The sequence below is a fragment of the Chitinophaga alhagiae genome (genome assembly GCF_003568665.1).
In the GTDB taxonomy this organism is placed as follows: Bacteria; Bacteroidota; Bacteroidia; order Chitinophagales; family Chitinophagaceae; genus Chitinophaga; species Chitinophaga alhagiae.
In genome coordinates this window covers 1,250,001-1,273,395 of record NZ_QXMH01000002.1, presented here as the reverse complement: position 1 = coordinate 1,273,395, position 23,395 = coordinate 1,250,001, and the positions used below count along the sequence as shown (strand labels likewise).

Annotated in this window: 25 protein-coding genes; 2 read left to right on the top strand and 23 right to left on the bottom strand. The window is 48.1% G+C overall.

Annotated elements, in window-relative coordinates:
• Positions 1-58: 58 nt before the first annotated feature.
• Both D3A97_RS16155 and D3A97_RS16150 read left to right on the top strand, forming a co-directional pair.
• Entirely contained in the window at positions 59-2,458 is a 2,400-nt protein-coding gene (locus D3A97_RS16155) for a heavy metal translocating P-type ATPase (protein ID WP_232825985.1), read from the top strand.
• A 240-nt stretch (positions 2,459-2,698) separates the two neighbouring features.
• Positions 2,699-2,941, top strand: coding sequence for a helix-turn-helix domain-containing protein (locus tag D3A97_RS16150; protein WP_119079496.1), 243 nt, complete (start codon positions 2,699-2,701; stop codon positions 2,939-2,941).
• 159 nt (positions 2,942-3,100) lie between these two features.
• On the opposite strand, the gene D3A97_RS16145 is transcribed toward D3A97_RS16150, so the two are convergent.
• From D3A97_RS16145 to D3A97_RS16035, 23 genes are all read right to left on the bottom strand, one after another.
• The gene (locus D3A97_RS16145) at positions 3,101-3,472 is read right to left on the bottom strand and encodes a hypothetical protein (RefSeq protein ID WP_119079495.1); all 372 of its coding nucleotides are present in this window, start codon (positions 3,470-3,472) and stop codon (positions 3,101-3,103) included.
• 40 nt (positions 3,473-3,512) lie between these two features.
• Positions 3,513-4,580: a DUF932 domain-containing protein gene (locus D3A97_RS16140; RefSeq protein ID WP_119079494.1), complete on the bottom strand. Its 1,068-nt coding sequence runs from the start codon at positions 4,578-4,580 to the stop codon at positions 3,513-3,515.
• Between the two features lie 67 nt (positions 4,581-4,647).
• A complete protein-coding gene (locus tag D3A97_RS16135) occupies positions 4,648-5,238 on the bottom strand; it encodes a hypothetical protein (protein WP_119079493.1) in 591 nt (196 codons plus the stop codon).
• Positions 5,239-5,767: 529 nt separating this feature from the next.
• A complete protein-coding gene (locus D3A97_RS16130) occupies positions 5,768-6,895 on the bottom strand; it encodes a hypothetical protein (RefSeq protein WP_119079492.1) in 1,128 nt (375 codons plus the stop codon).
• Between the two features lie 11 nt (positions 6,896-6,906).
• Positions 6,907-7,749, bottom strand: a complete 843-nt coding sequence (gene traN, locus D3A97_RS16125; RefSeq protein WP_119079491.1) for a conjugative transposon protein TraN — start codon at positions 7,747-7,749, stop codon at positions 6,907-6,909.
• A gap of 18 nt (positions 7,750-7,767) precedes the next feature.
• Positions 7,768-8,988, bottom strand: a complete 1,221-nt coding sequence (traM, locus tag D3A97_RS16120) for a conjugative transposon protein TraM (protein WP_119079490.1) — start codon at positions 8,986-8,988, stop codon at positions 7,768-7,770.
• Entirely contained in the window at positions 8,985-9,302 is a 318-nt protein-coding gene (locus tag D3A97_RS16115) for a hypothetical protein (protein ID WP_119079489.1), read from the bottom strand. The genes traM and D3A97_RS16115 overlap by 4 nt, the downstream gene beginning before the upstream one ends.
• The gene (traK, locus tag D3A97_RS16110) at positions 9,299-9,919 is read right to left on the bottom strand and encodes a conjugative transposon protein TraK (RefSeq protein ID WP_157986581.1); all 621 of its coding nucleotides are present in this window, start codon (positions 9,917-9,919) and stop codon (positions 9,299-9,301) included. The genes D3A97_RS16115 and traK overlap by 4 nt, the downstream gene beginning before the upstream one ends.
• Before the next feature lie 10 nt (positions 9,920-9,929).
• Positions 9,930-11,132 (bottom strand): conjugative transposon protein TraJ, encoded by a 1,203-nt coding sequence (traJ, locus tag D3A97_RS16105; protein WP_119079487.1) that lies wholly within the window; start codon positions 11,130-11,132, stop codon positions 9,930-9,932.
• A gap of 11 nt (positions 11,133-11,143) precedes the next feature.
• A complete protein-coding gene (locus tag D3A97_RS16100; RefSeq protein WP_119079486.1) occupies positions 11,144-11,767 on the bottom strand; it encodes a TerB family tellurite resistance protein in 624 nt (207 codons plus the stop codon).
• Positions 11,764-12,402 (bottom strand): hypothetical protein, encoded by a 639-nt coding sequence (locus tag D3A97_RS16095; RefSeq protein ID WP_119079485.1) that lies wholly within the window; start codon positions 12,400-12,402, stop codon positions 11,764-11,766. Before D3A97_RS16095 ends, D3A97_RS16100 begins: the two co-directional genes overlap by 4 nt.
• Before the next feature lie 5 nt (positions 12,403-12,407).
• Positions 12,408-13,079, bottom strand: a complete 672-nt coding sequence (locus tag D3A97_RS16090) for a conjugal transfer protein TraI (protein ID WP_119079484.1) — start codon at positions 13,077-13,079, stop codon at positions 12,408-12,410.
• Between the two features lies 1 nt (position 13,080).
• Complete coding sequence (locus D3A97_RS16085; protein WP_119079483.1) at positions 13,081-15,543, bottom strand: TraG family conjugative transposon ATPase; 2,463 nt, start codon at positions 15,541-15,543, stop codon at positions 13,081-13,083.
• Complete coding sequence (locus tag D3A97_RS16080) at positions 15,530-15,865, bottom strand: DUF4133 domain-containing protein (protein ID WP_119079482.1); 336 nt, start codon at positions 15,863-15,865, stop codon at positions 15,530-15,532. The genes D3A97_RS16085 and D3A97_RS16080 overlap by 14 nt, the downstream gene beginning before the upstream one ends.
• A 10-nt stretch (positions 15,866-15,875) precedes the next feature.
• Entirely contained in the window at positions 15,876-16,199 is a 324-nt protein-coding gene (locus D3A97_RS16075; protein ID WP_119079481.1) for a DUF4134 domain-containing protein, read from the bottom strand.
• A gap of 118 nt (positions 16,200-16,317) precedes the next feature.
• Complete coding sequence (locus tag D3A97_RS16070) at positions 16,318-16,818, bottom strand: hypothetical protein (RefSeq protein WP_119079480.1); 501 nt, start codon at positions 16,816-16,818, stop codon at positions 16,318-16,320.
• 100 nt (positions 16,819-16,918) lie between these two features.
• Positions 16,919-17,713 carry a TIGR02391 family protein gene (locus D3A97_RS16065; protein WP_119079479.1) on the bottom strand — a complete coding sequence of 265 codons (795 nt, stop codon included), beginning with the start codon at positions 17,711-17,713 and terminating at the stop codon, positions 16,919-16,921.
• A 34-nt stretch (positions 17,714-17,747) separates the two neighbouring features.
• On the bottom strand, positions 17,748-18,587 hold the full coding sequence (locus D3A97_RS16060) for a DUF2971 domain-containing protein (RefSeq protein ID WP_119079478.1): 840 nt from the start codon (positions 18,585-18,587) through the stop codon (positions 17,748-17,750).
• A 122-nt stretch (positions 18,588-18,709) separates the two neighbouring features.
• A complete protein-coding gene (locus D3A97_RS16055; protein ID WP_119079477.1) occupies positions 18,710-19,585 on the bottom strand; it encodes an RteC domain-containing protein in 876 nt (291 codons plus the stop codon).
• A gap of 123 nt (positions 19,586-19,708) precedes the next feature.
• Complete coding sequence (locus D3A97_RS16050; protein WP_119079476.1) at positions 19,709-20,167, bottom strand: hypothetical protein; 459 nt, start codon at positions 20,165-20,167, stop codon at positions 19,709-19,711.
• A gap of 10 nt (positions 20,168-20,177) precedes the next feature.
• Positions 20,178-21,608 (bottom strand): hypothetical protein, encoded by a 1,431-nt coding sequence (locus D3A97_RS16045; RefSeq protein WP_119079475.1) that lies wholly within the window; start codon positions 21,606-21,608, stop codon positions 20,178-20,180.
• Positions 21,609-21,673: 65 nt separating this feature from the next.
• Positions 21,674-22,321: a Crp/Fnr family transcriptional regulator gene (locus D3A97_RS16040; RefSeq protein ID WP_119079474.1), complete on the bottom strand. Its 648-nt coding sequence runs from the start codon at positions 22,319-22,321 to the stop codon at positions 21,674-21,676.
• A 254-nt stretch (positions 22,322-22,575) separates the two neighbouring features.
• Positions 22,576-23,385 carry a hypothetical protein gene (locus tag D3A97_RS16035; RefSeq protein ID WP_119079473.1) on the bottom strand — a complete coding sequence of 270 codons (810 nt, stop codon included), beginning with the start codon at positions 23,383-23,385 and terminating at the stop codon, positions 22,576-22,578.
• Between the last annotated feature and the right edge of the window lie 10 nt (positions 23,386-23,395).

Here is a 23,395-nt window from a genome sequence, read left to right as displayed (position 1 = left end):
TGTTTTAACTCCGGCGGCGTTCGTGTAAATACGGACGCCGCTTATATAAAGCCCTCATATGGAAAAAATCAAGATCGACCTGGATTTGGTTTTGCCGGAAGTGCCGGATGAAAGGGATGCCTGCGTGCAGCGCGTCATCGCGGCCATGCAGCAACATAAAGGCATTGAAAAGGCGCACGTCGTTCCCGCGGATGGCCAGAATGGCGCCAGGCTTTGCTTTCATTTCGATCCCGACGAAATATCGCTGGAGCAAATCCAACATTTTGCCCAGGAAGCAGGCGCGTCGATTTCCCGGAAGTACGGTCACCTGATGATCGAAGTCGAGGCCATCCGTGAAATGATCGAAGCGTCGGCCGTGGAAGGCCAACTGAAGAAAGTGCACGGCATTGTAGATACTTCCGTATCCGCCACCGGTAACATTCGCATCGAATTTGACCAGACAGCGACCGACAAGGATATCATCTTGAAAGAGATCGAACGGCAAGGTGTGAAAATAAAGGGCGCTACTTCCACGATACACACCCATGAGCAGGTTGTGGCCACCGAGGAAGATGATGCTGAAGTAGAACACGGCCACTCACATGCACCGGCGAGCTCATCTCCCTGGCGGGAATACCTGCCCGCCATCATCAGCTTCGTGATGCTCATGGTTGGCCTCGCAGCCGACAATTTAATCCAGCCGTCTTTCTTCACCGGCTGGGTACGGTTGGTATGGTATGGTATCGCATATTTACCAGTAGGTTGGCCTGTGGCTATGCACGGTATCCGGCTGCTTTTAAAAGGTGATGTATTCACTGAATTCGTTTTGATGACGATCGCCACGCTGGGCGCCTTCTATATCGGGGAATATCCGGAAGGCGTGGCCGTTATGCTGTTTTACACTGTAGGAGAACTCTTCCAGGGAGCAGCTGTCAGCCGTGCGAAGCGCAGCATAAAGGCGTTGCTGGATATTCGCCCTGATACCGCCACGGTGCTCGTCAACGGCAATGCCAAGGAAGTGCGGCCCATGGCGGTAAAAGTGGGCGAAACCATTCAGGTTAAAGTAGGTGAAAAAGTGCCGCTGGATGGTGTTATCCTCAATGATGGCAGCAGCTTCAATACCGCGGCGCTGACGGGCGAAAGCAAACCCTCCACTTTCCGCAAGGGTGAAACCGTGCTGGCCGGTATGATTAACCAGGAGAAGGTGGTGGAGCTGCAAGTAACCAAACTGTTCAATGATAGTTCCCTCGCGCGCATCCTGACGATGGTGCAGGAAGCTACCACACGAAAAGCGAAGACGGAACAATTCATCCGAAAGTTCGCACGGGTGTACACGCCCATCGTCGTTTTCCTCGCCATCGGTATCATGCTATTGCCGTACTTCTTCGTCGATAATTACGTATTTAACGATTGGCTGTATCGCGCGCTCATCTTCCTGGTGATCTCGTGCCCCTGCGCACTGGTGATCTCCATTCCGCTCGGTTACTTCGGAGGCATTGGTGCCGCATCCCGCAAAGGTATCCTGTTCAAAGGCTCCAATTATCTCGATCTTATTACCAAAGTGAACCGTGTGGTGATGGATAAGACCGGCACGCTGACCAAAGGCGTTTTCAAGGTGCAGGAAGTCCGCAGCTTCGAACTGCCGGAAGAAGCCTGGCTGCCGATGGCCGCTGCGCTGGAAAGCAAATCAACTCACCCCATCGCCGCCGCAGTCGTAGCACACGTGGGAAAATCTGTAGATGGCCTGGCCGTCGATTCGCTGGAGGAAATCAGCGGGCACGGCCTGAAAGGCACGGTTAACGGGAAGGTGGTGGCTGCCGGCAACGGCAAGCTGATGCAGAGATTGGGCATAATCGTTCCGCAGGATGCGGACGCGATCACCGACACCATTGTAATGGTGGGGGTAGACGGTAAATTCGCCGGATATATCACCATTTCCGACGAACTGAAAGAAGATGCACAGGAAGCCGTGCAGGCATTGCATGCAATGAATATCAAGACAACGATGCTCAGCGGTGACAAGCAGGCCGTTGTAGATAAAGTAGCCGCCATTCTAAAAATCGACCGTGCATTCGGTAACCTCTTGCCGGAAAATAAGGTGGAGAAAGTGGAGCAGATAAAGAAAGAACCCGGTGCTGTTGTTGCCTTCATCGGAGACGGTATCAATGACGCCCCGGTGCTCGCGCTCAGCGACGTGGGTATCGCTATGGGCGGACTGGGCAGCGATGCCGCAATCGAAACGGCGGATGTGGTGATCCAGACAGACCAGCCATCCCGTATACCTGTTGCTATTAAGATCGGCCGAGCTACGAATCGGGTGGTCTGGCAGAATATCGCCCTGGCGTTTGGGGTGAAGGCCATCGTGCTGATTCTCGGCGCCGGTGGACTGGCGACCATGTGGGAGGCAGTTTTCGCAGATGTAGGTGTAGCGTTACTGGCAATCCTTAACGCTGTTCGTATTCAGAAAATGAATTTTTGATAATGGAATCATTGCAGGTTTCCTTGTAGATTTTCATTGTAGTTCCGCTCGAAATTCCGCCCCTCCAGCCTAAAGAAAAACTTTAACCTCGCACCACGCCCGATACGCAATTCTATTTCTGCTACATCCAAGCGTGGTGCGCCGGTTTCCTATTGCAGAAACCGGAGAAATTTGCTTACGATGGATTATTACCCATCGACTGCCCAATATTTACACCCTAAATTGTGAAAATTTTGGGTGATGGCTACAATACTTGAAACAGTTGGCAGAAATATGTGCAGGATTCGGGCTTTACAAAGGATATCCGCCATAACTTTTGCCCAATCCGCAAAAATTTCAACGGAGAAATTAGAAGAAATCGAAGAAGGAAAAGTTAACATTACTATTGTTAACCTACAAGAATTTGCAGATTTATTGCACGTAACCATTTTTGAACTGCTGGTACCTACTTCCAACGAAATACAGCCGCATATTTTAAACTAAAAAAAGCTAGTCCCGAAAAACTAGCTTTTAAACACCCGCCCGCACGGAAAATTCGCGGCAAGCGGGAGAAAAATATGAAATAATAAAAACCAAATAAATCGAAAACAAAAATTTAAAAACTTTCTCCCCCAAACGGGGCGGCACTGCGGTGGCCGATTATCATGCGTTTACGAAAAAAAACTTTACCGCCTCCGTAAATTTCGGATTTACGTGCTTGATAAAATTTATCCATGTTATAATGCAGCTAACATTCAAAATGCCAACTTTACCAGCAAAAAGCCTCTCGGCGAACCTTGTGGGGTTGTCCTTCAATTCCGGCTCATGCTGAATACGCCTTACTATTTTTGCCCATAGTTCTTCCATTTCGTCAGCTGCTACTCCTTCAATATCTGGCTGTTTACTGCTGCGTTCATCTCTCATGGATAGCGCCATATTTTCGAGGTACTGTAATAGTCCCGGAATATGCTGAGGAAACCAACAATGCAGGTAGTAACCGATATCGACGTTATCTAGTTCTTCAAATGATTTCATAACAAATAATTTGAATTAAAGAATATTTATCAAATCGAGATCAGTTGGCATGCAGCGCCAAAGCACCGTTTACCACATAGCTGTCGCATATTTCAAATGCTTTCTGAGTGCGCTGCTGTGCCGTACCACCGTAGAAGATATTCTTCATTTTAGATTCGGGGGATCTATATGAACGCACATTTTGAAAATACCCCGATACCGCGTTGTAAGCGCCATACACGGTCCCCCGCGTAGCCTGCGTTTGCTGGCTCTCTGCCGTCATTGCATACTCTAGCACCTTTTCACAGGTATTCTTGAAAACGGTGGGCCATTCCTCATACTGATTAGCGTGTACCATTTCCAGCACTTCCTTACTAGGAGCCATTGCCAGCTCTATGAGCCGCTTCACCTCCGGATCGGTTATTTGTACTTTCGACCAGAAGCGGAAGCGGTCCTCTGTAACCTGGGAGAGATTCGATGTAATACCTAAGAGCTCATGCGCGTTATCCAGCCGCTGCTTTGCATTAGCGGTATGCCGGAAGGTGATATGGTTCTTCAGGTTCCGGAGGGCCGAGTTCAGTGTATTCTGGCAAACGACCCGCACAGGTGTAAAGGCGGCGGTAATGCCGGAACTGCCATCATGGGAAGTTGTAAGCAGCAGGTACTTTTCCAGCAGGTCGTCACCAACCACATGAATATAGTCGGGCAGCTTTGCCGTAATAAAGATCCGCTCACCGTTGCCAAGCGCACCAGCCGTTTCATATTTGATGCCGTTGCCAGCTCCTACAAGATTATCAAAGAACGCAAATGCTTCTACATTCTGCATCACGTGGTAATCCGACCCGACTACTCCGAGCACCTGATCGGTATCGGTTCGCACTGTGGCGTAATAGTTTGGAACATCAACTTCAGCAATGAGCACATCTAATTCAGGATCGCCGTAAAAATTGCTGGAATCATACGTGAGCAGCGGCCGCCGCTCCACCGTAAAATTCAGCCCAGCATATTCCATGGCATCAGCGCTGGTAGGATATTCATCCACAACCTTCCCAAGCTGATGCCATGCTTTTTGCTTGTAGGAGAAGAAGCTGTGCTGACCTGTTACTTCATTTTTATGGATATTATGCATTGTTGTAAGATTTGGTTAAAAACAGGAAGGCCTCCCCATTTTCAGGGAAGGCCTTCTTAGCAGGAAGTTACGCGGCATTGGTTGGAAGAATGATGGTTTTCTCTATAGCTTCCTTCCGCGCATAGCACCATTGGATGCCATACTCCAGCATCGATACAATAAAATTTACATTTTTGATTGTCCAGCTCATCCCTTTATCGTCTCTTACGGTGAATGAGCAGCCGTTGTATTCTCCTTCTTTTTGCTCCTGATCGATTTGGAATGTTTCCAGCGTATCGATTGTTTCCACCATTACATCCCGCTGTTTAACTTTACGTGCAAGTTCGTCCACAACGCGCAACGTTTTTTGAAGTTGGGTAACGGGTTCCGGCTTACCTGGCAACGTGGCTGTTCCCGGCGTTTCCACCTTCACAATAGAGAGCTTAGCACGTTCTGCCGCTTCCCGTTTAACAGAATTCGCAATAGGCTTGCTGGGAGCGGATTTCTTTTGGGTTACAGGAGCCTTTTTTACGGAAGTTTTGTTCGTTTTCATTGTGTTTAGATTTTTAGAGTTAGTGTTTTCGATATTTTTAGAATCCATTTCCTGCTTTTCAGTAGCAAAGGGATCTTCGGCTGAAAACGGCCATGGTGTACGTTTTTCCTTTTTTGTAGTTTTCATGATTGAAGGATTTTATTGTTTAAAATTTTAATTGGAAAAATGGATGTGTGAGAAAGAACCACCTTCGAAGAATCGAAAGTGGGTTTGATACAGTGAACAGTAGCTATGACTCCGGCGAGTGTAGCTACTAGAAGGAGCCGCCGGCGAAGACACGCCAGTGGGTTAGTCAACCCTTGTTTATCCCATATTTCACATTTTTTGATATTTACTTTACTTACTGTTTTCATAATCTTATTTTTTAGTGCGTTTCCGCGTTGAACAATCCGAAAAGAATAGAGGCAAAAAGAAAGGCCATGTATAGACGCGCCGCGTGGACATTACCAAACCCTGGGGCTATAAATGAGAGCGGGCCATGATAAAAGGCCAGGCAGTCGCTTCACTGCATGGCCTTTTATCATGGCCCACCGCCGAGCCCTGTGTTTATGGCCCTCCGGGGTTTGGAAATTCCAAGCGGGGCGGCTACTTTAGCCGTTCTTTTTGCCTCTATTCTTTTTGGAATGTTCCCGTTGTTTTTCCCTTCCGCTTTACCTTAACCGTTTCTTTGTCCCTTGCTCTTCCCATTATTTACCGATTGCTGCACGTCTTCAACTACCTTCAAAGTATTAGCTGCGGCTGAATTGGCTCTTCTTTTAGTAGTCGATGAGAGGTCTATTTTTCGCCCAGCAAGGTCGGTAATGGTAAGTCCGCCATGAGCAGGATTTGCCTGGATTCTAGCCTTTACTTTCTCCTTGTTTATCAACAGCTCTACAATACGGGGATGGCCGGATCGTAGCCCGGCTTTCAGCCTTTCCATTTGTGCAGGTGTTAAACTAGTAAGGGGAACACGGTTCAGTGATTTATCTAAATCGAAAACGGTACTGGTTAGAGCTGTTCTACCAGGTGGATTTACGCCGGTGCGATCCAGCGCAATCCAATACTCATTTCCAGTATCAATGCGGGATACATGCCCGCCATTTACCAAAACTGCCGCTTCCTCGGCAGTCACCAACGACTGGCAAGCCTCTGCATCTAAATTTTGCCGAAATACCTGCTGAAACTGTTCCTGACTGGTGTTGCCCGTACCTAACGCTGAGGCAGTAAATGAACTGAACTGGTAGTAGTTGCTGTTAGGAAGGCGCTCAAAATGAAGTACAAATTCGGTGTTGGAGCAGCGTGTGGGATCTGAGTACCGGAAATGAAAATGTGGCATCTCCTGGTTCATCATTTTTACCAGCACGGATTCCATCGGGATTTTAAAACCGGCATCGGTAAGAGACTTTACCGATGCATGTACATTCAAGGTCCGGAGCTCATGATTAACCGTAGAGCGCTGCCGGTTCTCCAGTTGGCGAAACGCTTCCCGCCGCTGTAGTAAAAAATTTCGCAGAAATATGCTTGCTGGATGATAAACAACTCTATTCCACCAGTTGGGGTGCTGCGCGGCGCGCATTCGGCGTATTTGGTGGCGAACATATCGTAGCGCCTGCCGTTCTGTATTTGAAATAATTGGGTAAGAAGCTGCAGCAATGCCTTCGTAGAACCGCTGTTTAAGCTCCAGGCCGGCTTTATCCATGGCCCAGCCACCGGGATTCAGGGCTATTGCCTGAGCCTCCTGGTAGGCATACAATGCAATTGCTTCGGAAACCCGATTTACCGGGCCAGTTTGAGCGAAGTTCATGGCACTTAATTTTAGAAAAGTGGCTTAGCCCTAAATAAGTGGCGGTTGCGCACTTCCAGGCGAATGCTACGCCCACCGTTCTTTTCATTGAATTCCAGTTGAAATTTTTTGCCATGAGGAATCGTAAACCGCTTTAAAACGAAGATGAAATCGGCAGTTGACAAACCGGGTATTGTTTTGAATCCTGTGGAGAGTTCCGGGGTAATTTCCTGTTGTTGAGCAGATGAACGGCGAACCAACCGCCCATCTGTGATGTACATACGGGAAAAATCAATCTGGTATGGAAGTTTGGCGGAATTGCGAATGCGAAAGTGAAAATAAAGGCGCGTGGAGTCGAAATGTATGGATTGTAGCCCCAACTTCAACTGCCTGCCTTTGGAAGAAAGCCGGAAGAACGGTCTGGCGGCTTCCACCTTGTTTAGCCGCAACTGGGTGTCCGGCGAGGATTCCTCCAGCTCGGGGAAAATAAGCGGCATCGGCTTACCGGCATGGTGGGCAGAAGGCTTTAGCAGGGAAAGGTCAAATGTACCACCGCCGGTTGGGCTATAAAGCACCTCAAAAGTATACAGTTTCCCATCCAGGGTGAAAACGTTGAGGTTCGTGGGCTCAAAATCCTTCTTGCCGGCCTTCACCTTCAGCACGTTGTTGAGCCCTTGCTGGCGGCTCACAATAATATCAGTGCGCCCCCGGTCGGCATCCTTAATGCCTGCCGGAAAGAGTAATACGGTTGTTTTATTATAACCGCATTTCAATGGATACGGAATTACTTCAGTTTGAGCAGGAAGCTCCACCACCTGCCCGGCAACCGCCAAAACAGAAAACGAAAAAAGCAGTGCGAGAATGGATTGTTTCATATCTATTGGTTTATTGGTTTAAAATCGACCGTTTACCAGCATTACCTTATGATTGGCCTTCAGCATGGCATACGGGGTTTTCGTTTTTTTGGAAATAAGACCCTTCGCAGCCTGTATGCCCGATGCAGCTGCCTGTGCGCCGATGCTTGGGTCCATGCTGTACAATTCGAGGTTCTGTACCACCTGGTTAAGGCCATCCCGGCTGGCATCGTGGGCATCAGCCCCTGGTGTAGATATCCCGGGAATGCCATCAATATCGAAAACGCTGAGTTTTATTGGTAGAACTGTATTGGCATATACAGCATGCTTTATATCCAGTTGCACGCGTTCCTTGGCCACTGTGGCAACTCCATACACCGAAGCATTCGCCGGTACACGCGCATTGTTCACGTACATATCCTGGGTGAGCCGCAGGCGTACAATGGAGCCGGTTTTTACACGTTGATCGGCATGTACCACCGCCGAGATAGTGCCGCTACCCGGTGTTTGATCGGCAGAGGTTTCTTCGGCAAGCCCATAGAACCCGTTACCCTCAACATTTTCATCCGGAACCACCGAAGCGGGTGCCACGGAGGATGCAAATAGTGCGGGCGTAGTATCCTGACCTTGCGATTTGTTCAATGTAGTGCTGCCTGGCTGCTTGATTTCCCGTATTTTATCCAGCATACCATCCAGCATTCGTAATTCTGCATCGTCTGTGGGGGATGTAGCCGCGGCATTCATAATTTCCTCCATACGGGAGAGTTCAGTCGTGCCCGCCGGTTGTCGTGAGTAAGTCTGCAAACGAGGCTCTGGCGTGGGCTCCGGTAAATCCTCCTGACGAGAAAGTGCCTCCCGTAACATAGCCATGGCCTTATTGCTCCGCTTCACGTTTCTATCTTCCACTGTACTGCCACGCAGCTCTGCTGGTGAAATGTCGCCCGGTTGGCCTACAGTACTAACAGTGGTAGCTGCTTCTACCGGAAACAATACGGAATCGCGTTTGGCTTCTTTCAGGCGCCGAATGCTATCCTGCCGCGCCTCCATATAGATATCGAGTTTGTTTTTATACCGGTCGTCCAGTTTAGGAGATGGCAATTCCGTATTGAATGCGCTTTTGCTGGATGGCTCCCCCTTGTTGGCAGTACCTGCAAGGAAAGTAAACAGGTAGTAGAAAGTCAACGTGAGCACGAAAGCCGCAAAGGGCAATAATCTCAGGTATTTTTTAATATCCAGCTTTGAAAGTGAAATCGAAGTCATGGTAATGCGTTTTTAAAATGAGTTGAATCTACCAGCGCAGGTGGAGGGTTGAAGATTGGTACTATTCGCTTTGGTGGCTGTTGGCGAATGAAGCCTTGGCTGCTGGCCGAAATACCAGCAATGGCAACATAGAGGAAGTATGCGCCTGCCGCAACGGTAAACATAAACAGCCAACAATGCTTTTGGGCGTAGGTAAGTCGTCGCTCAAGCTTTTCCAGCCGCTTTACTAAAGCAGCCACCCAGGGCTTTGGGCGAGAAATAATGCCGGCTGCGGCTTGCAAATCCAGCGCCTTCAATTTTAGCAGTTTCTTCATGGCGCAAGGTGTTGGAGGTCTTGGTTAGAAACGATTCGCCAATTGCCGATCAACATGCCCTGCGGGTTGTTGTTACTGATCCCGGCAGTTTCAGCGATGGTGCCTGTAGTGATGAGGGCGCGAATTACGGTGGATGTAGAACGCACAATCTTCAGTTTACCGTAGTACACAAAGCGGTTTGGCATGGTGTTCAAATCCACGGCGATACTATCTTCCGCTACAAACTGGCTGATGTTCCCTGATACGATGCCACTGTAGTACCCCGATTCCTGGAGATTATCATATACCGATTTGGCGGACGCGTCCGCCAGGTACAGCGCCCTGGTAACCGAATTGCGAATAGCTTCTTCATCCGGGGAAGCAGTGAAAAAATGCTGATGAAAATCCCGAACATGATCCTTCATCCTTATTTCCAGCACCAGCCTTTTGTTTGTACCCTCGGCAGCCAGCAGTTTTCCATTGGCTAGCACGTACACACGAGAGCGTTCCTCCTGTACGGAACGAAATGCCCAATGGGTCACCAGCGCAGCACCTACACCGTTCACAAAAAGGAAGAGGTACGAAAACACCCGGATATGCCGGAATGCGGTATCGATGTTCTTAAAATGCTGAAACATAGGTTCACGTTTACTTTCCGGAAATCTGTTTGTACTGGTGCCCACCGTCTTTGTTATAGCCTTCGGAGTTTGCGGCATCGGCCATCGGGAAATGTTGCTTATCGGGTCCGCTGGCATCCGCAGCAGCTGAACCCGCCGCAGAGGCGCCACTGCCACCAGCCGCGGCCGCAGAAGCACCGCCGGTTGCCCCGGCAGATGCAGCCATGCCTACGGCGGAATGAACTTTTGAGAGAAGGGCGTTTCCGCCGCTGGCGTGTACTATGTAATTGGCGATGGACGGAACGGTGAAATAGCCAACTATCCCAACGATGAGGAAAACGATGTATGCCACGCTGGTAAGGCTGTAAGTGAGGTTATTACCACCTGCGAGAACGGCTTCAATATCGTTTTTGATAAAATTCTCCTGGATGCGGGAAATCATTGCGCCGAATAAGTTGGCCACCGGAAGCCACATGTAAACATTGATGTACCGCGCCAACCAAACTGAGAGTGTATGCTGAAAGCCGTCGTACACGCTCAGGGCAAAAACGAACGGCCCCACAATGGCCAGAATTACAAGATGAAAAGTGCGCATGGCATCTACGCATAAGGCGGCCGCGTAGAACAGAATCTGGAGAATTTTGGAAACGATAAGCTGCACGTAGTAAAGCAGAGTGCCTTCTACCTTGCCCCACATCAGGCTCCAGAATCCGCGGGAGTTCTCTTCCCCCGCAGTTTCCTGGTTGAGGTACTTGTAATAATCCCTCATTTCCTCATCACCGGTGCCCGGACTGCCGGGAGGCACTTCCACTTTCCCTTGTGCCAGCAGCTCATATTCTACCTTCAGCAGTTCCTTCACTGCATTATCGCTATCCGTAACCAGTTCGTTAGTCGCATCTACAGTGGGTTGCAGTACGCCGTTTATTACGCCCAGCACCAATGGATAAATACCTATCAACACGGCAAGCACGAATGGGCGCAATAACGGGAAGAAGTCGATAGGCTCCGCCGCTGCCAAACTACGACCTGCACGTACTGCTATGTAGAATATGGCTCCAAATCCTGCAATGCCACGCGCAACGTCGGTTAGCCGGCCGCATAACGGAATCATATCCTCGTAAAGCCTGTCCAGAATAGCATGTAGCTTCTGTATATCCTCGTTTCCGCCGGATTGAGCAAAACATGCGATGGGCGCAGCCACCATGAGCAGCGCGAATAGTAATTTCTTTTTCAATGTTTGAAATTTTACTCGCCCTGCTGGGCAGTTAGTTGATGGATTTCTTTGAATTTTCGTTCCCGGATATCGGCCACAGTGGTGTTGTTGGTATTAAACTGCCGAAGGAAATCGAGTTCCCTTTCGAGTGCCTCAAACAATCTGTCAATAGCCGCCATGCGCTCTCCGTCGCTCATTCGCAGCTTCCCGCCGGTAACGATAAGGGCCAATTCCTCTAAGCTGCTAACAGTCCGGTCGAATAGCCCAGCATACACGCGCTGCATGGCGGCGAGTTCATCTGGTGAAAACAAACCCTTCCCCCGGAAACGCGCCATTGCCCTACGGTACTCAGTTACAATAACCCGCTGTGTTGATATGATTTCGGGAATACGTCTGTAACGCGCTACACCGGGACTTACCGCCATCAAGCCGTCGAGGAATAGTTCGTGTACCTTGAAGTTCCCCTGCGAAAGATCACGAACGGTGGAATATCCACGGCTTAGTACCGTATAGGCTTTCCGCATATCGGAAAGGATTTGCCGGAACTGGTTCAGCTTCTCAATGTTGAGGCCAAGCTGAATGAGTTCGTCCGATTGTGCCCTGGTGGATGAAAAGCTGAGCAGTAGCGGAAATATGAGTATGAAGGTTATTCTCATGGCAATAAGGTTTGCTGATGAAGTATTTCCCTACGCCGTATTTCCTCGCGACCTACCTTGCTGGAGATGGTAGTTGAAAGCCGGTGTAGCAACGTTTTACGCGCAGATTGGGCAGCGCTGAGCTCGTCAACTTTGGCCAGGCGCTCGGCATCATTTAATTCAAAACGCCCGTCTGTTAACAGTTCTGTTAAGAATAGCAGATCCTGGGTAATCTCGTTGGCGAACCGCAGGTAGGCATCAGCCGCGGCATTACGCTGCCATCCGGGCAACGCCTCACTGTTAGACCAGCGGGATTTCATTTTCCGGCAATGCGCGATAAGCTGAAGGTAGCTGGCGGATAAATCCAGCACCTTACGGTGGCGGCGCACGAATGGGCTTACCTGCCGGAGGGAGGAAAAGAATGCGGAATGAATATCGAGATCGCCCTGCTTTATCTGCCCAACCAGCCTGATTCCGCCACCAACAACGTCGTATCCCTTCCGTGCGAGGCCTGCGTATTGCCGAAGCGCTGCTATCTGTGCAACCAGGTATTTGCGCTGGGTTCGCTTTTGCCGGAGCCATTCATCCGCCAGCTGGGCTTGTGCGCTGCCGACGTTGAATATCCAAAGGAGTAAAATGATGGTAATACTGTTCATCGCTTTCAGTTTATGCCATACATGGATTTGATACGATTAACTTCCTTCACGGTGCGGGCACGCTGGGCACTCAGGGCGGCGGCGCGGTTGGTAACCCGGCGGAGGGCTATAACATGGCCTTCCATACGGTCGGCGGCGGTGCCGATTATCTTCAGGCGGTCGGCATCGCTCATTTGTACGGTGAAAGCATTTACCACCTGCAGCACGTCTTCCACGTTATCAAGGCTTTCCTCCAATATGCGGGAATACAGATTGTACAGGCCATCTACTTCAGCAGCGGAGAAGTGCCTATCCTCCCGTATGATGGCAAATGCCCGTTGGTACTCAGCCACCAGCGCCTGTTGCCGCTCAATTACCTCCGAAATGCGGCGGTAATAGGCAATGACGGATTTTATCCTCCACAGTTCGTTGAAGTAGTCCTGGTATAAAGCCTTCTGCCGCTCAGTCCACTGGCCAATTTCCTCCAGCCGCATCTTCGCCATTACGTTCTCCAGCACCTTTTGCGCGTTTTGCAGGCCGATAGTCCTGTTTTGAAGCCGCTGTATTTGTAAGTCCATGGCGCGGATTACCTTCTTCAGAGCCGCTTTTATGACCGGCCAAATTGCGTAGGAATCCTTGGTGGGCGCGGCAATGAGCACGGCGGCAAATACGAACGCTATGAGCAATTTCCTTTTCATATCATACCTTTTTTGATCTTATATCCGCCGCCAGACGGGCAATGCCGCGTTTTATGGAGCCGAAGCGCGCGGCGTATTGTTGAACCAGCAGCTTTTCCCGCTCTTCTGTGGTATAGCACAAGTATTCCTCCAGCGAAACTTCGGTACGGTAAACCTTGCTATGAGCGCCTAAGCCAATGAAAATCTCCTTGTACTTCAGGGCGGGATCGTTGGCCTTGTTCATGGAGAGAATGAGCCCACGGTCTTTGTCGGTAAGGCCCAACGCATCCTGGATAGCCTGGAACTTGTTGGCATACTTGCTTTGATCGAGTAGAATTTTGATATCGCTGTTGGCGATAATGGTATCCTTGATAATGGGGCTGGAAATGATATCATCGATCTCCTGGGTTACCACAGCTGCGGTTCCGTAAAATTTGCGCACCGTTTTGAACAGGTAGCGGATATATTCAGCCATGCCGGCACGCGCAATGGCCTTCCATGCCTCTTCAATCAGGATAATCTTCCGCACGCCTTTCAGGCGGCGCATCTTGTTCAGGAAGGCCTCTGCCAGCGTGAGTGTAACTGCGGGCAGGAGAATCGGATGGTCGCGGATCGCATCCAACTCGTACACAATGAAGTTGGTATGCAGCAGATCCAAGTTCTCCGTGGCGTTGAGCAGGTAATCGTATTCGCCGCCTGTGTAGTATGGGCGCAGAACGTAGAGGAAGTTATCGATATCGAAGTGCTTCTCCTTTACGCCCTGCTGGCGAAGGGCCGGTACAAACTGGTCGCGGAGATAGTCGTAGAAGGTGTTGAAACAGGGGAATATCGCAGGATCGGCCTTCAGTGTATCGAAGTAACTCTGGAGCGCATTTGACAAGGAAATATATTCACTGCGGGAGTAAGCCTCATCATCTTTCTTCCACAACGCCAGTAGCAAAGACTTGATCGCCTCCCTCTTTTCTGTATCCAGTTGATTCTCCGGAACAAAAAAAGGGTTGAAGGAAATCGGATTCGATTCGCTGAAGGTGAAGTAATAGCCGCCCACCAGGTCGCATAGCCCTTTGTATGAATGGCCTACGTCTACTACAAGAATATGATCGCCGCCCTCATTGCAACTCCGCAGTATGTGGTTGGTGGCGAAAGACTTGCCGGAGCCCGACGGGCCGCAAAGGAAGATATTACGGTTCTGGATGAGGCCCTTTTCGAAGGGCTCATAAAACAGATCCACCTGAAGCGGCCGGCCGGTTAGCCGATCACCAAAACGGATGCCGTTGGCCGCAAGAGATGTGCTGTAGTTCGTTTCTACATTGAAAAAACACACCGCCTGCTCCGCGAAGGTGTCGAAACGATCCGTGGACGGCAGTTCTGCGCCATTCCCCGGTATTCCAGCCCAGAATAGACATGCGGCGGCGGCAGTCTCCAGCTTTGCTTTACCATCCAGTGCAGCCATGGCGGTAGATACCAGGTTCCGCAGCTCGCGGCTTTTGGCTGGATCGTCGTGCCATGCAATTACGTTTAAATGGGCCTTCACAGGTAGCCGCCCCTGGCTAATAGCTTCGTTTAGGAATGCGCTGGCCGCGTCGCGGCTGATGGCATTTTCGCGGGAATACGCGGAAAGCGATTGGAGGCGCTTACGCTTGGTTTCGATTTTCCGCAGCGTAGCACCGCTGTCGCCGATTACCACATACTGGTTCACAATATGGTTGCACGGCAACAAGAGCCCCAGCGGTGCGCCGAAGCCGACGGAAAAGGGTGTGCGATCAGTGCTGTACTTCTCATAATTTATTCTCGGGCCGCAAAGTGCCGGCAAGTCCTCTGGGTCCGCGAGGGAGAAAATTTGCAGCAGACGCCCGCCTACACTAAGTTCTGTACCCGTTTTGAAGTCTGCCAACGCCGGTAGGGCATCATGGGCCAACTGGTAGCAATACCGCTCCAAAATGCCCGCCCGTTCCGGCGTACTTGCAATTTCGTCGTCGGTGAGCCGCCTCACCTGTAAATAGCCGCTATCCTGCAGTACAGCGGCGAACTGCCCGGCGCGCTCCGCGAATAGGTCGTAGCTGCGCTGGTTGAGCATTTCGCTGCTCAAAACGGAACCGCGGAGCAGAATATTTGCCGAAGGGGCCGGATTTCGTTGTGCAGCGGGAATAGTGCTTAGGAAAACGTAGCACTCGTGGCGGAGATAAGGCCGCTCATTAAAATGGCGGTTACTGGCTTCCGTAAGGCTGGAATCATCACCAGGTACAGCGCGGAACGTTTCTTCTATAAACCAATCTTGTTTGTGGAGCACGGTTTGTTCAGGAAGAGTGCGTACTGCCTTTACAAAAGTCGCATGTAGCGCTTCGTAGTCCGAAGCAGCCATGGTAAATATTTCCGGTAGAACCAAAGCAAAGGCTATCGTAATGCTTCCGGCTTTCGATATGAGATAGTTATTCTCTACCTTATGAATAGGGAAAACGCTATCGAGCGTCTTATTCCGTTTCATGGCAAACATTCTTGAGTTGTAGGAATAGTTTCCGGGAAGAGGCGGTGAGATAGGCCGGCATTCTTACCTGAGCGGCCTTTTTAGCCAGGCCATGTTCACCGTAGCGCTTACTGTACCGCTGGACCGCGGTAACCAGGCAGTAACCTGCCAGTACAATGACAGGAATCGCAATCATTGCAGGAGTACCTGCTGCGAAGGCGACAGCGCTTACCAGCAGTAGGGCAACCATGCCGGCAGCGAGGATGGCGAGGTATTGTGCTTTGATGCCGCGGAATTCGATGCTGCGGTTAACGCCTTTATTGATTTGGTATACAGTAGCCATGGTTGCAGCTTTACACGCCGAAGAAACTTTTCAGGACAGTCGCCACCACCACTAGAAAAATGCAGGCTCCGAACCAGCTGGCGGCAAGTTTTGTGGTTTCGTTGTCGCCCTGGCTCCAGCGGGTATATACCTTCACGGCACCAACGAGGCCCAACACGGCTCCGATAGCGTACAGCAATGTGATACCATCGTCGAAATAATCCCTTACAAGCTCGTTTGCGCGTTCGATACCCGCAGTGCCGTCCTGGGCGATAGAGAAAATGCATACCGTGAGGAAAAATTGGGTAAAAGCTACCCGGAGCGCCGTATGGCGTTCATGCGTTGGTCTGTACATTGGTGTATTTTTTTTGGGTTGGGAAGGAAGCCCCGGCCGTTGGGGGATCACGCGGCGGCGGAGAACCTTGGCGCAACGGGCCGGGGCCGTTAAAGGAGAAGTAGAGAAAGGAAGATGTTTACGACCACAATTCGGTAAGCTGCCCGTGGTTAAACTGGATATCCAGGTCGCGCTCCACGGCTATGGCCACAAAGCGATTGATCGCGTCGTAGAATTCGGTGTTCTGGAAAATGCTATACTGGCTTAATAGAGCACGGAATTTCGTGAAAACCTCCGTGGGATTGGGCGGGTCGCTGGCGATACTGGAGAGCAGGCGGCTTACCTCTTCTGTGAGGGCCTCGGCTTCCTTCAATAGGATACTGGTATCGTCTTCTACAAGTTCCAGCTGGGTATCGTCGTCGATCCCCTCTATTTCCAGTTCCATTTCGGGTTCCGGCGCCAGGCGCATACCGGACGCGGGATCGAATGCAGAAAACAGTAAAGATTTTTCGGAAGAGGGAACATTCGCAAGCTGCATTTTGGTAGAGGTGCGCAGCCGGAGCACTAGCGTAACGATACCGTATGTAATGGCTGCGAGGAGGCCTGCGAGGACAAACGGGTGAAGAGTAAGAGTTGCCATACACGAAGTTTTTGGGTGAGGGTGTATGGCAAAGGTGGGGCGCGGGGGAGGCGGGTTATCCTAGTGTAAATCCTAGTATGAAGAAATATTTTAAAAAAATTTAAAGCGCCCTATCTAACTTCTTATGTATAAATGAAGCTATAGTCATAATATCGAGTGCGTCATCTTCATCAATTACAAAAAGTATCTTTGGTACATGAGCTGTTGGGTTTCGAATTATTCCAAACAGCCCTTTGATTGAATTCATCAATCCTAAATGTTCACTACGATCGGTATCAGTTAGCAATCTATTAATTCTTATTAATGGATTATTAGTTGAAAATGCAGTATCGACCAATGGATTCCCATCTGCATATAAACCAGTCATAAGCCGAATTCTTTCAGCCACACCCTTAACTGCTTCAAATACTGAATGAAAATAATTTTCCTGTAATAACTCTGAATTACAATATTGGATAATATCCGGGTGTATGTTTCGTGCTAATAATTTATACTTAAAGTGTCCTGCGCGTTGTTCCGCTTCACTTAATGTAACAGTTTTAGAAACTTCAATGAGAGTTCCCCTGTCGGATATTTCAATTCCAATAAATGACAATACTTTATTGATCTCATTTCGTCGAAAGTGGAACAATTCCGCCTGATTTATGTATCTGGCAGGCTGCAGAGCTCGCTTCAAAAAGTCAACTATATTATTTGAACAGTTATTATTATTCTGCCAGTGAGCAAATGCATTATATAACCGCTTCCACTTAGTTAAATCGGGATCACTATCATCAATCTTTGAATCCGCCAACAACTTTTGTATTTCACTTCCAGTTAAGCCTTTCTCAGTGTTTGCGATTACTTTACAAACCGCTTCTAAGTAATGGGCATCTATTGAGGGAATTATTGCCAATCGATTAGTATTTTCATTTTTTTAATAAATAACTCTAAACTGCAACTTTATCAAAACCATATGCACCCTGACGAGTACGTACTTGGTAAGTAGGCACGCCGGGAAACCTTATCGCCGCAGCAGCTTTAATTTCATCCTGAACACGCTTTGCAGTATTAAGTCCAAAAACAATTTCCGAAACCGCTCCACTCGGAAACTTTGCGGCTCTCTCCCTAGTAATACCAATTCCTACTGTAATAAACCTGAGTTCTTCCTCCGCAGACCACCTAGTAGCCTTCTGCATTATTTCATTCTCAAGATTCTTTGCATTATCCCCCATAACATAGTAATCGATTGGAGCATCACTATAGTTAACCTCACCAACAGTACAATGTAATGCCCGTGCTAACTCAACGGTATTGAATCCAACAGAAAATCCACAGTGATTGGCTCCATAGTGTGCCCACATGGGCTCATTACTAAAAGTCTTGCAGCAGCTAAAAAGTCCAATTTGATCGTAATTTCTACGATCGTTCACATACTCCTCTCTATTCCGTTGGAAATATGTGATTGGGTCTGCCATAATAGCTTGGAGGCGAATTTCAACTTCTCTTTCAAGCTCTTCATCTGACAATCCCGGTTCATAATGGCGGCCAGCACGCCTTATTTTCATCCTTGCAATATCCCAGTTTATACTATCAACGACAAAATTGTATGGAGGTCTTATGTCGTAAGGATCATTTAATGAATGTGGATGGGCGAACCAGGCTTCGTTTTCAGTGATTATCCTTTTGTGGTAATCATCTTCCCATGTTCTGTACTTATATATAACTTCCGGGTTTTTATCTCTAATGTCACGCTCTACTTCCGAAAAATCGCGGTAAGGAATAAACATGCTACAAATTTTTTAGGGCTGTTAAAATTAAAATCTCTGTGGAAGATAACCATTATAAATAAAAGCTCCAAAACGCTCCAAAATACAAACCTATTTGTGAAATCAATAGGGTAAAATCGTTCCTATTTTTTATTTATGTTGCGCTGAATTGCTGCGGATTCAATAGACTCGATATAAAAAATATATTTACTCTTTAGCCAGTCAATAAAAGTGGTTGGACCCTTCTTTCTTCGAAGAATTTCCTGAAACGTCACAGTTTGCGCGCTCAATTCTATACTAAAAAACTTCTCGCAATGCCTAGTAATAGACTCAATGGTAGCATTGCCATTATTGAACACCCCACTGGCATACCATGCATAAATCATTTCGCATAGCCCAGTTTTAGTTCCCGTCCATTGTAACACAGGAAGTGGAGGTTCTGAATTATAAGTTGAAATGATTTCTGGTTTTACTTCAGCCGATATTGCACTACTCAACCAACTTTTCAACTTCTCATTGGCGATTACCATGGCCAGTTTAAGTGAATATGGAGTGCAAAATTGCTGATCCATAACCGGTGCCAGTAAATCCGTATTAAATTCGCGAGAAGCCTCTTGTCTTGTGAAAAACTCAACATCCCTATGGTTCCTGCCAGCTCGGTAGTATTTGTAGAATTCTATATGGTGAAAGAAAAAGTCGTCAATCTTCTTTAATTCATGTTCAAAATATTTCAGTCTATGCTTTGAGGATGCAGGATATGCGTGGCTCTGTACATTATAAATCGTGCTGTAGAATACCCAATGGGCGTACAGTTCGGGAGTAATCTCTTTGAAGAAAGTAATTTCCTCATACTGGTTTTGGAAAACATAGGATTCCATAAGCGATTTCATGGATAAAAACACCTGATTAATGAACCCTAGTATTTTCTCAATACGGGCCAATCCTGCACCAGGGTCGCGCGAAAGAATGTTTATTTTGGATTGCAGTTCGCGTAGCAATTCCGTACATGCGGTCAACATATATTTCCGTTTTTTCCGTTAAGATATGGGCATGAAAAAGGGGAAGCAATGCTGCCGAGTGGGGCATCACTTCCCCCTTGCTGCTGTTACAGGAACAGCGTAAAGGTTTGCTTTAGTATTGGGCTAGTTCAGTAGCAGGTATGCTTTGTTCTGAAAGAGAACAAACGATTCAATTTGATCGTCCTTAATCAAAAAGTACCGCACGAACTTACCGGAAGAATCAGTTACCACAAAAGAACGCTCACGATATTCCGGGCCGAGCACCATAATTTGGAGTTTTTCATCCGCATCATCATATGGTGTAATCTTCAGTTCGTTGATTTTAACGTTCTTCGCCGCCTGCGCCAGTTCCGTAACTGCCATGCTCAAATAGAACTTGCGTTTAGCGCGCGAGGCAACCTTGGACTCCTCCGAATAAAATACAACATACTTGGATACTACAGTATCGATGCTCCACTTCGGAGCGGTAATATACGTGAGAAAGTTGCGGATAATCTTCTGCTCATTTTCGGGAGGCTGCCCGGCAAATGAAACATGCATGTTGAAAAAAGTGAGCAAAATGAATGCTGAAAAGGTTTTCATAAAAAATGGTTTATTTGTTACAGTCTCCTTCGTTATCATCGGATTGGCCTTGCCCAACGATCGCACCACGTAATTTTGCCAGATCGTAGCCAAAATTACCAGGGTTCAATCCCGAGCCAACCAGCCACCAGCCTTTTGTACGCGGTATTTTTATTCCACATGCATCGGAGATATCTAATGCAAAATTAGTACAATTATAGGTTTCCAGGTGGTAATGCGGATTGTACTGCTCAATCATTAACAACACTTTATTGAGCTTTTCCCCATCTATATCTACATCCAGCCTTACATCGTACGGCTTCCCTGAATCATCACCAAGCTGGCTTTTCCCTTCTTTAGTGAAGAACGGCGAAACAGCCTGGTATGGGTGGAATCCTAAAGTGCGACGTACCACCTGGCCACCGGTAAACTGCTCGATCGTGATGTAGGAATGCCCAACTTTTCCCTTAACGGCAAAGGGCTCATCGCTACCAGGTGCGGGTTGGTCCGCATAGAAGGTAATACGCGCACCAGAGCGGGCATCAAAGCATGAAATGTACTGCTTCACATTTTCAATGGGCTTGGAGGGCGGCAGCACTGCAACCGGCCCCTGATTTACAGGAGTAGGTACACCGCACAGTTCCGATGGATCTGGAGGGCCTGCATGTGGCGTGCCACCACCACCGCCGCCACCTGCGCCTTCACCCTCTATACCGCCGTTACCCCCGGAAGAGCCCCACGAACCATCGTCCACCCAAATGTAGTTGTACACACAATCCGTATGATATACAATGTTTCCTACGCAGTTACCAAAGCCATCACCAGTACAAGCCATAGTGGTGTAGCAGGTAATGGACATGGCGTATCCCGCAGCCTTTACCATGGGCGTAAATGAGCCGCCGGTCTTCCTGGCGTTATCAAAATGCTCCTTTTCCTTTCGGGTCATCAGGCAGGGGCCGATTGCGGCAGGGCCCTTGTCTGGAAATGCTTTCTGGTTGAATAAATCCGCTGCAATGAATACAGTCCGGGCGTTGGCCCGGTTTCTTCCGTTATTAAACCCATATCGTTCCGGCTTACGGGAATCGAATATGCGGAAGCGGAATTGTTCTCCCATAAGCATTACGAGTAGGCCGGTTACCTGGCGGGCTTCGTAATTTATGAGGGGAACCATTACGGAAGGTGTAGTACCTTGCACGCCGAATGCAGCCAGCTTCCAGTTTGGCTTACCCACGGCATTCGTTACACTGTCCATCCAAGGCTTTGCAGCTTCACTAACGAGCAAGGAATCGGTGTACGAGCTGAGCCGGCTGTCTGCACTGTCTGGTAAATTCGTAAATGTGTGCCCAGGTCTGATATTTTCAGTGGGCGTGTCGCTTTTTTGGCAAGCGAGCAAAGAAAGGAGGAGTAGTGCCACTAGCCAGATGGGCCGTAGCAGGGGGCTTACGATCAGATATGGTTTCATAACAGTAAAAGGTTTTATAACTCAAAACTACGGGCCTGAAAATAAAATCACGTTGACATTTGTCATCAATTTTCTCTGTTTAATGCGTTCCTGATGCGGCTCAAGGTGGCTTTATCAATTCCAAGGTAAGATGCCAACGTTGCATCAGGCACTTTCCCGAAAAATTTCGGATATTCCTCAAACAACATCTGGTATCGCTCCTTAGCCGAAAAGTAAAACCACTTCATCCGTTCCATTGCCTGATCGTAGTAAAATTGCGTTAGTAACCTTCCAACCCTATTAAAACTCTCATATTTATCATATAAATACTCAAGATCATCCCAGTGGATAGTTATGCAGTCTGTATCCTCCATAGCAACTAGCCTCTCTGTACTGGGTTGTTGGCGATAAAAACTTCTAACTGAAATCACAAAATCCATTTTGCCCATAAACCAAAACGTTTGATCCACCCCGTTATGAAGAAAAATAGCACGTACCAGTCCCTGACCAGTAAAGAAAACGTGGCGGCAAGTTTCGCCATAATCCAGAATTGTAGTTTTCTTTTTAAAACGTACGACTTCACATCTCTCCATGATTTCCTGCGCCAATTCATCTGTCATATTGGGATGCATTTCTTTCACAGTTTGGAAAAGCGCACCAAACATTTGTTCTTGAATTTCAAGCGGTACGGGCTCAACCATACCTTTACGCTCAAGATGCTGCCATGATTTCATAATGGAAAGTTTTGGGTTAGTATCGGTTTCCGTTGGTATGCCTTAAATAAATTGGATAATAAATTTCAATAATTTAAATATGGTTATAAAGTGAATTTATTCACTTTTATCAATAAATCCAACTGCTGTTTCGCTAAAATCCTTACCCACAAACACGTTTGTGATATTGATTCAACGCCAAACTGATGTAGCTCGGAATGGGTTATAACGATAAAAGCCGGAACCTATAATGATTCCGGCTTTGTATATAAACATCATCCGCGCTTTACTTTCTTCTTCGAGCCAGAATCGTCGTCAAACGCATCCGTAACCAATTCCGATGCAGCTTTCAGGTTCTTTGAGCCCATCTGCCCATCGTTAACTACAGAAAGCCCCGTTTTCTTACCTAGTGAAATCTTCTCACCATCCGGTTTGAAAATTTCGATGGCAGACTTCTTAGGGTTTGCACGCAGCATTACATTTTGCCTGCTACCATCCATTTTGATAGAGGCGGCCACATTATCACCATTTTTCATAGCCCGGAGAAGATCCTCCTTTACGTCCGCAGAAAGTGCGTTTACATGCGGAAGTGCGGAAAGTTCTTTCGCTAGGTTCCATTCTATGGAATCAGCCCAAATGCTCTTCATAGGGTGTACACCCTCTTCAGTGGTTTTGGAAAAATCCACATATTGCCACCGCTGCTTCTGTACACCTTCTTTCCAGTAAGAATTGTGTACATAGTTCCCTTTCATGAGGTTGCGCATCTGGTTAAGGGGAAGCCCTTTTTGTTTATACAGGCCAAAAGTATGCTGGCGGGCTTCCTTCTCACCATTCATCTTAAACGTAACCTCCACACGGTTGGCGTAATAACGGCGCTCACGTTCCGGATCTTCAGGATTTACCTTCTGTTTTTCCAACACTACGTTGTATAAATATTCTCCACTAGGTTGCTGATCGCGCACCTTCAACTCAATCTTCTCAAGACCCATTTTCATCGACTGATGCAAACGTTCGTCTAAAATTTCACCGAAGCCAAGCGAAGGGAGCACTTCTTCGGTGAGGTACATAAAATTTGCTTGTTCCATGGTATTCACA

Coding starts and splice junctions, on each gene's coding strand:
- D3A97_RS16155 (WP_232825985.1), top strand. CDS start 59: ATGGAAAAAATCAAGATCGACCTGGATTTGGTTTTGCCGGAAGTGCCG.
- D3A97_RS16150 (WP_119079496.1), top strand. CDS start 2,699: ATGGCTACAATACTTGAAACAGTTGGCAGAAATATGTGCAGGATTCGG.
- D3A97_RS16145 (WP_119079495.1), bottom strand. CDS start 3,472: ATGAAATCATTTGAAGAACTAGATAACGTCGATATCGGTTACTACCTG.
- D3A97_RS16140 (WP_119079494.1), bottom strand. CDS start 4,580: ATGCATAATATCCATAAAAATGAAGTAACAGGTCAGCACAGCTTCTTC.
- D3A97_RS16135 (WP_119079493.1), bottom strand. CDS start 5,238: ATGAAAACTACAAAAAAGGAAAAACGTACACCATGGCCGTTTTCAGCC.
- D3A97_RS16130 (WP_119079492.1), bottom strand. CDS start 6,895: ATGAACTTCGCTCAAACTGGCCCGGTAAATCGGGTTTCCGAAGCAATT.
- traN (WP_119079491.1), bottom strand. CDS start 7,749: ATGAAACAATCCATTCTCGCACTGCTTTTTTCGTTTTCTGTTTTGGCG.
- traM (WP_119079490.1), bottom strand. CDS start 8,988: ATGACTTCGATTTCACTTTCAAAGCTGGATATTAAAAAATACCTGAGA.
- D3A97_RS16115 (WP_119079489.1), bottom strand. CDS start 9,302: ATGAAGAAACTGCTAAAATTGAAGGCGCTGGATTTGCAAGCCGCAGCC.
- traK (WP_157986581.1), bottom strand. CDS start 9,919: ATGTTTCAGCATTTTAAGAACATCGATACCGCATTCCGGCATATCCGG.
- D3A97_RS16100 (WP_119079486.1), bottom strand. CDS start 11,767: ATGAGAATAACCTTCATACTCATATTTCCGCTACTGCTCAGCTTTTCA.
- D3A97_RS16095 (WP_119079485.1), bottom strand. CDS start 12,402: ATGAACAGTATTACCATCATTTTACTCCTTTGGATATTCAACGTCGGC.
- D3A97_RS16090 (WP_119079484.1), bottom strand. CDS start 13,079: ATGAAAAGGAAATTGCTCATAGCGTTCGTATTTGCCGCCGTGCTCATT.
- D3A97_RS16085 (WP_119079483.1), bottom strand. CDS start 15,543: ATGAAACGGAATAAGACGCTCGATAGCGTTTTCCCTATTCATAAGGTA.
- D3A97_RS16080 (WP_119079482.1), bottom strand. CDS start 15,865: ATGGCTACTGTATACCAAATCAATAAAGGCGTTAACCGCAGCATCGAA.
- D3A97_RS16075 (WP_119079481.1), bottom strand. CDS start 16,199: ATGTACAGACCAACGCATGAACGCCATACGGCGCTCCGGGTAGCTTTT.
- D3A97_RS16070 (WP_119079480.1), bottom strand. CDS start 16,818: ATGGCAACTCTTACTCTTCACCCGTTTGTCCTCGCAGGCCTCCTCGCA.
- D3A97_RS16060 (WP_119079478.1), bottom strand. CDS start 18,587: ATGTTTATTCCTTACCGCGATTTTTCGGAAGTAGAGCGTGACATTAGA.
- D3A97_RS16055 (WP_119079477.1), bottom strand. CDS start 19,585: ATGTTGACCGCATGTACGGAATTGCTACGCGAACTGCAATCCAAAATA.
- D3A97_RS16050 (WP_119079476.1), bottom strand. CDS start 20,167: ATGAAAACCTTTTCAGCATTCATTTTGCTCACTTTTTTCAACATGCAT.
- D3A97_RS16045 (WP_119079475.1), bottom strand. CDS start 21,608: ATGAAACCATATCTGATCGTAAGCCCCCTGCTACGGCCCATCTGGCTA.
- D3A97_RS16040 (WP_119079474.1), bottom strand. CDS start 22,321: ATGAAATCATGGCAGCATCTTGAGCGTAAAGGTATGGTTGAGCCCGTA.
- D3A97_RS16035 (WP_119079473.1), bottom strand. CDS start 23,385: ATGGAACAAGCAAATTTTATGTACCTCACCGAAGAAGTGCTCCCTTCG.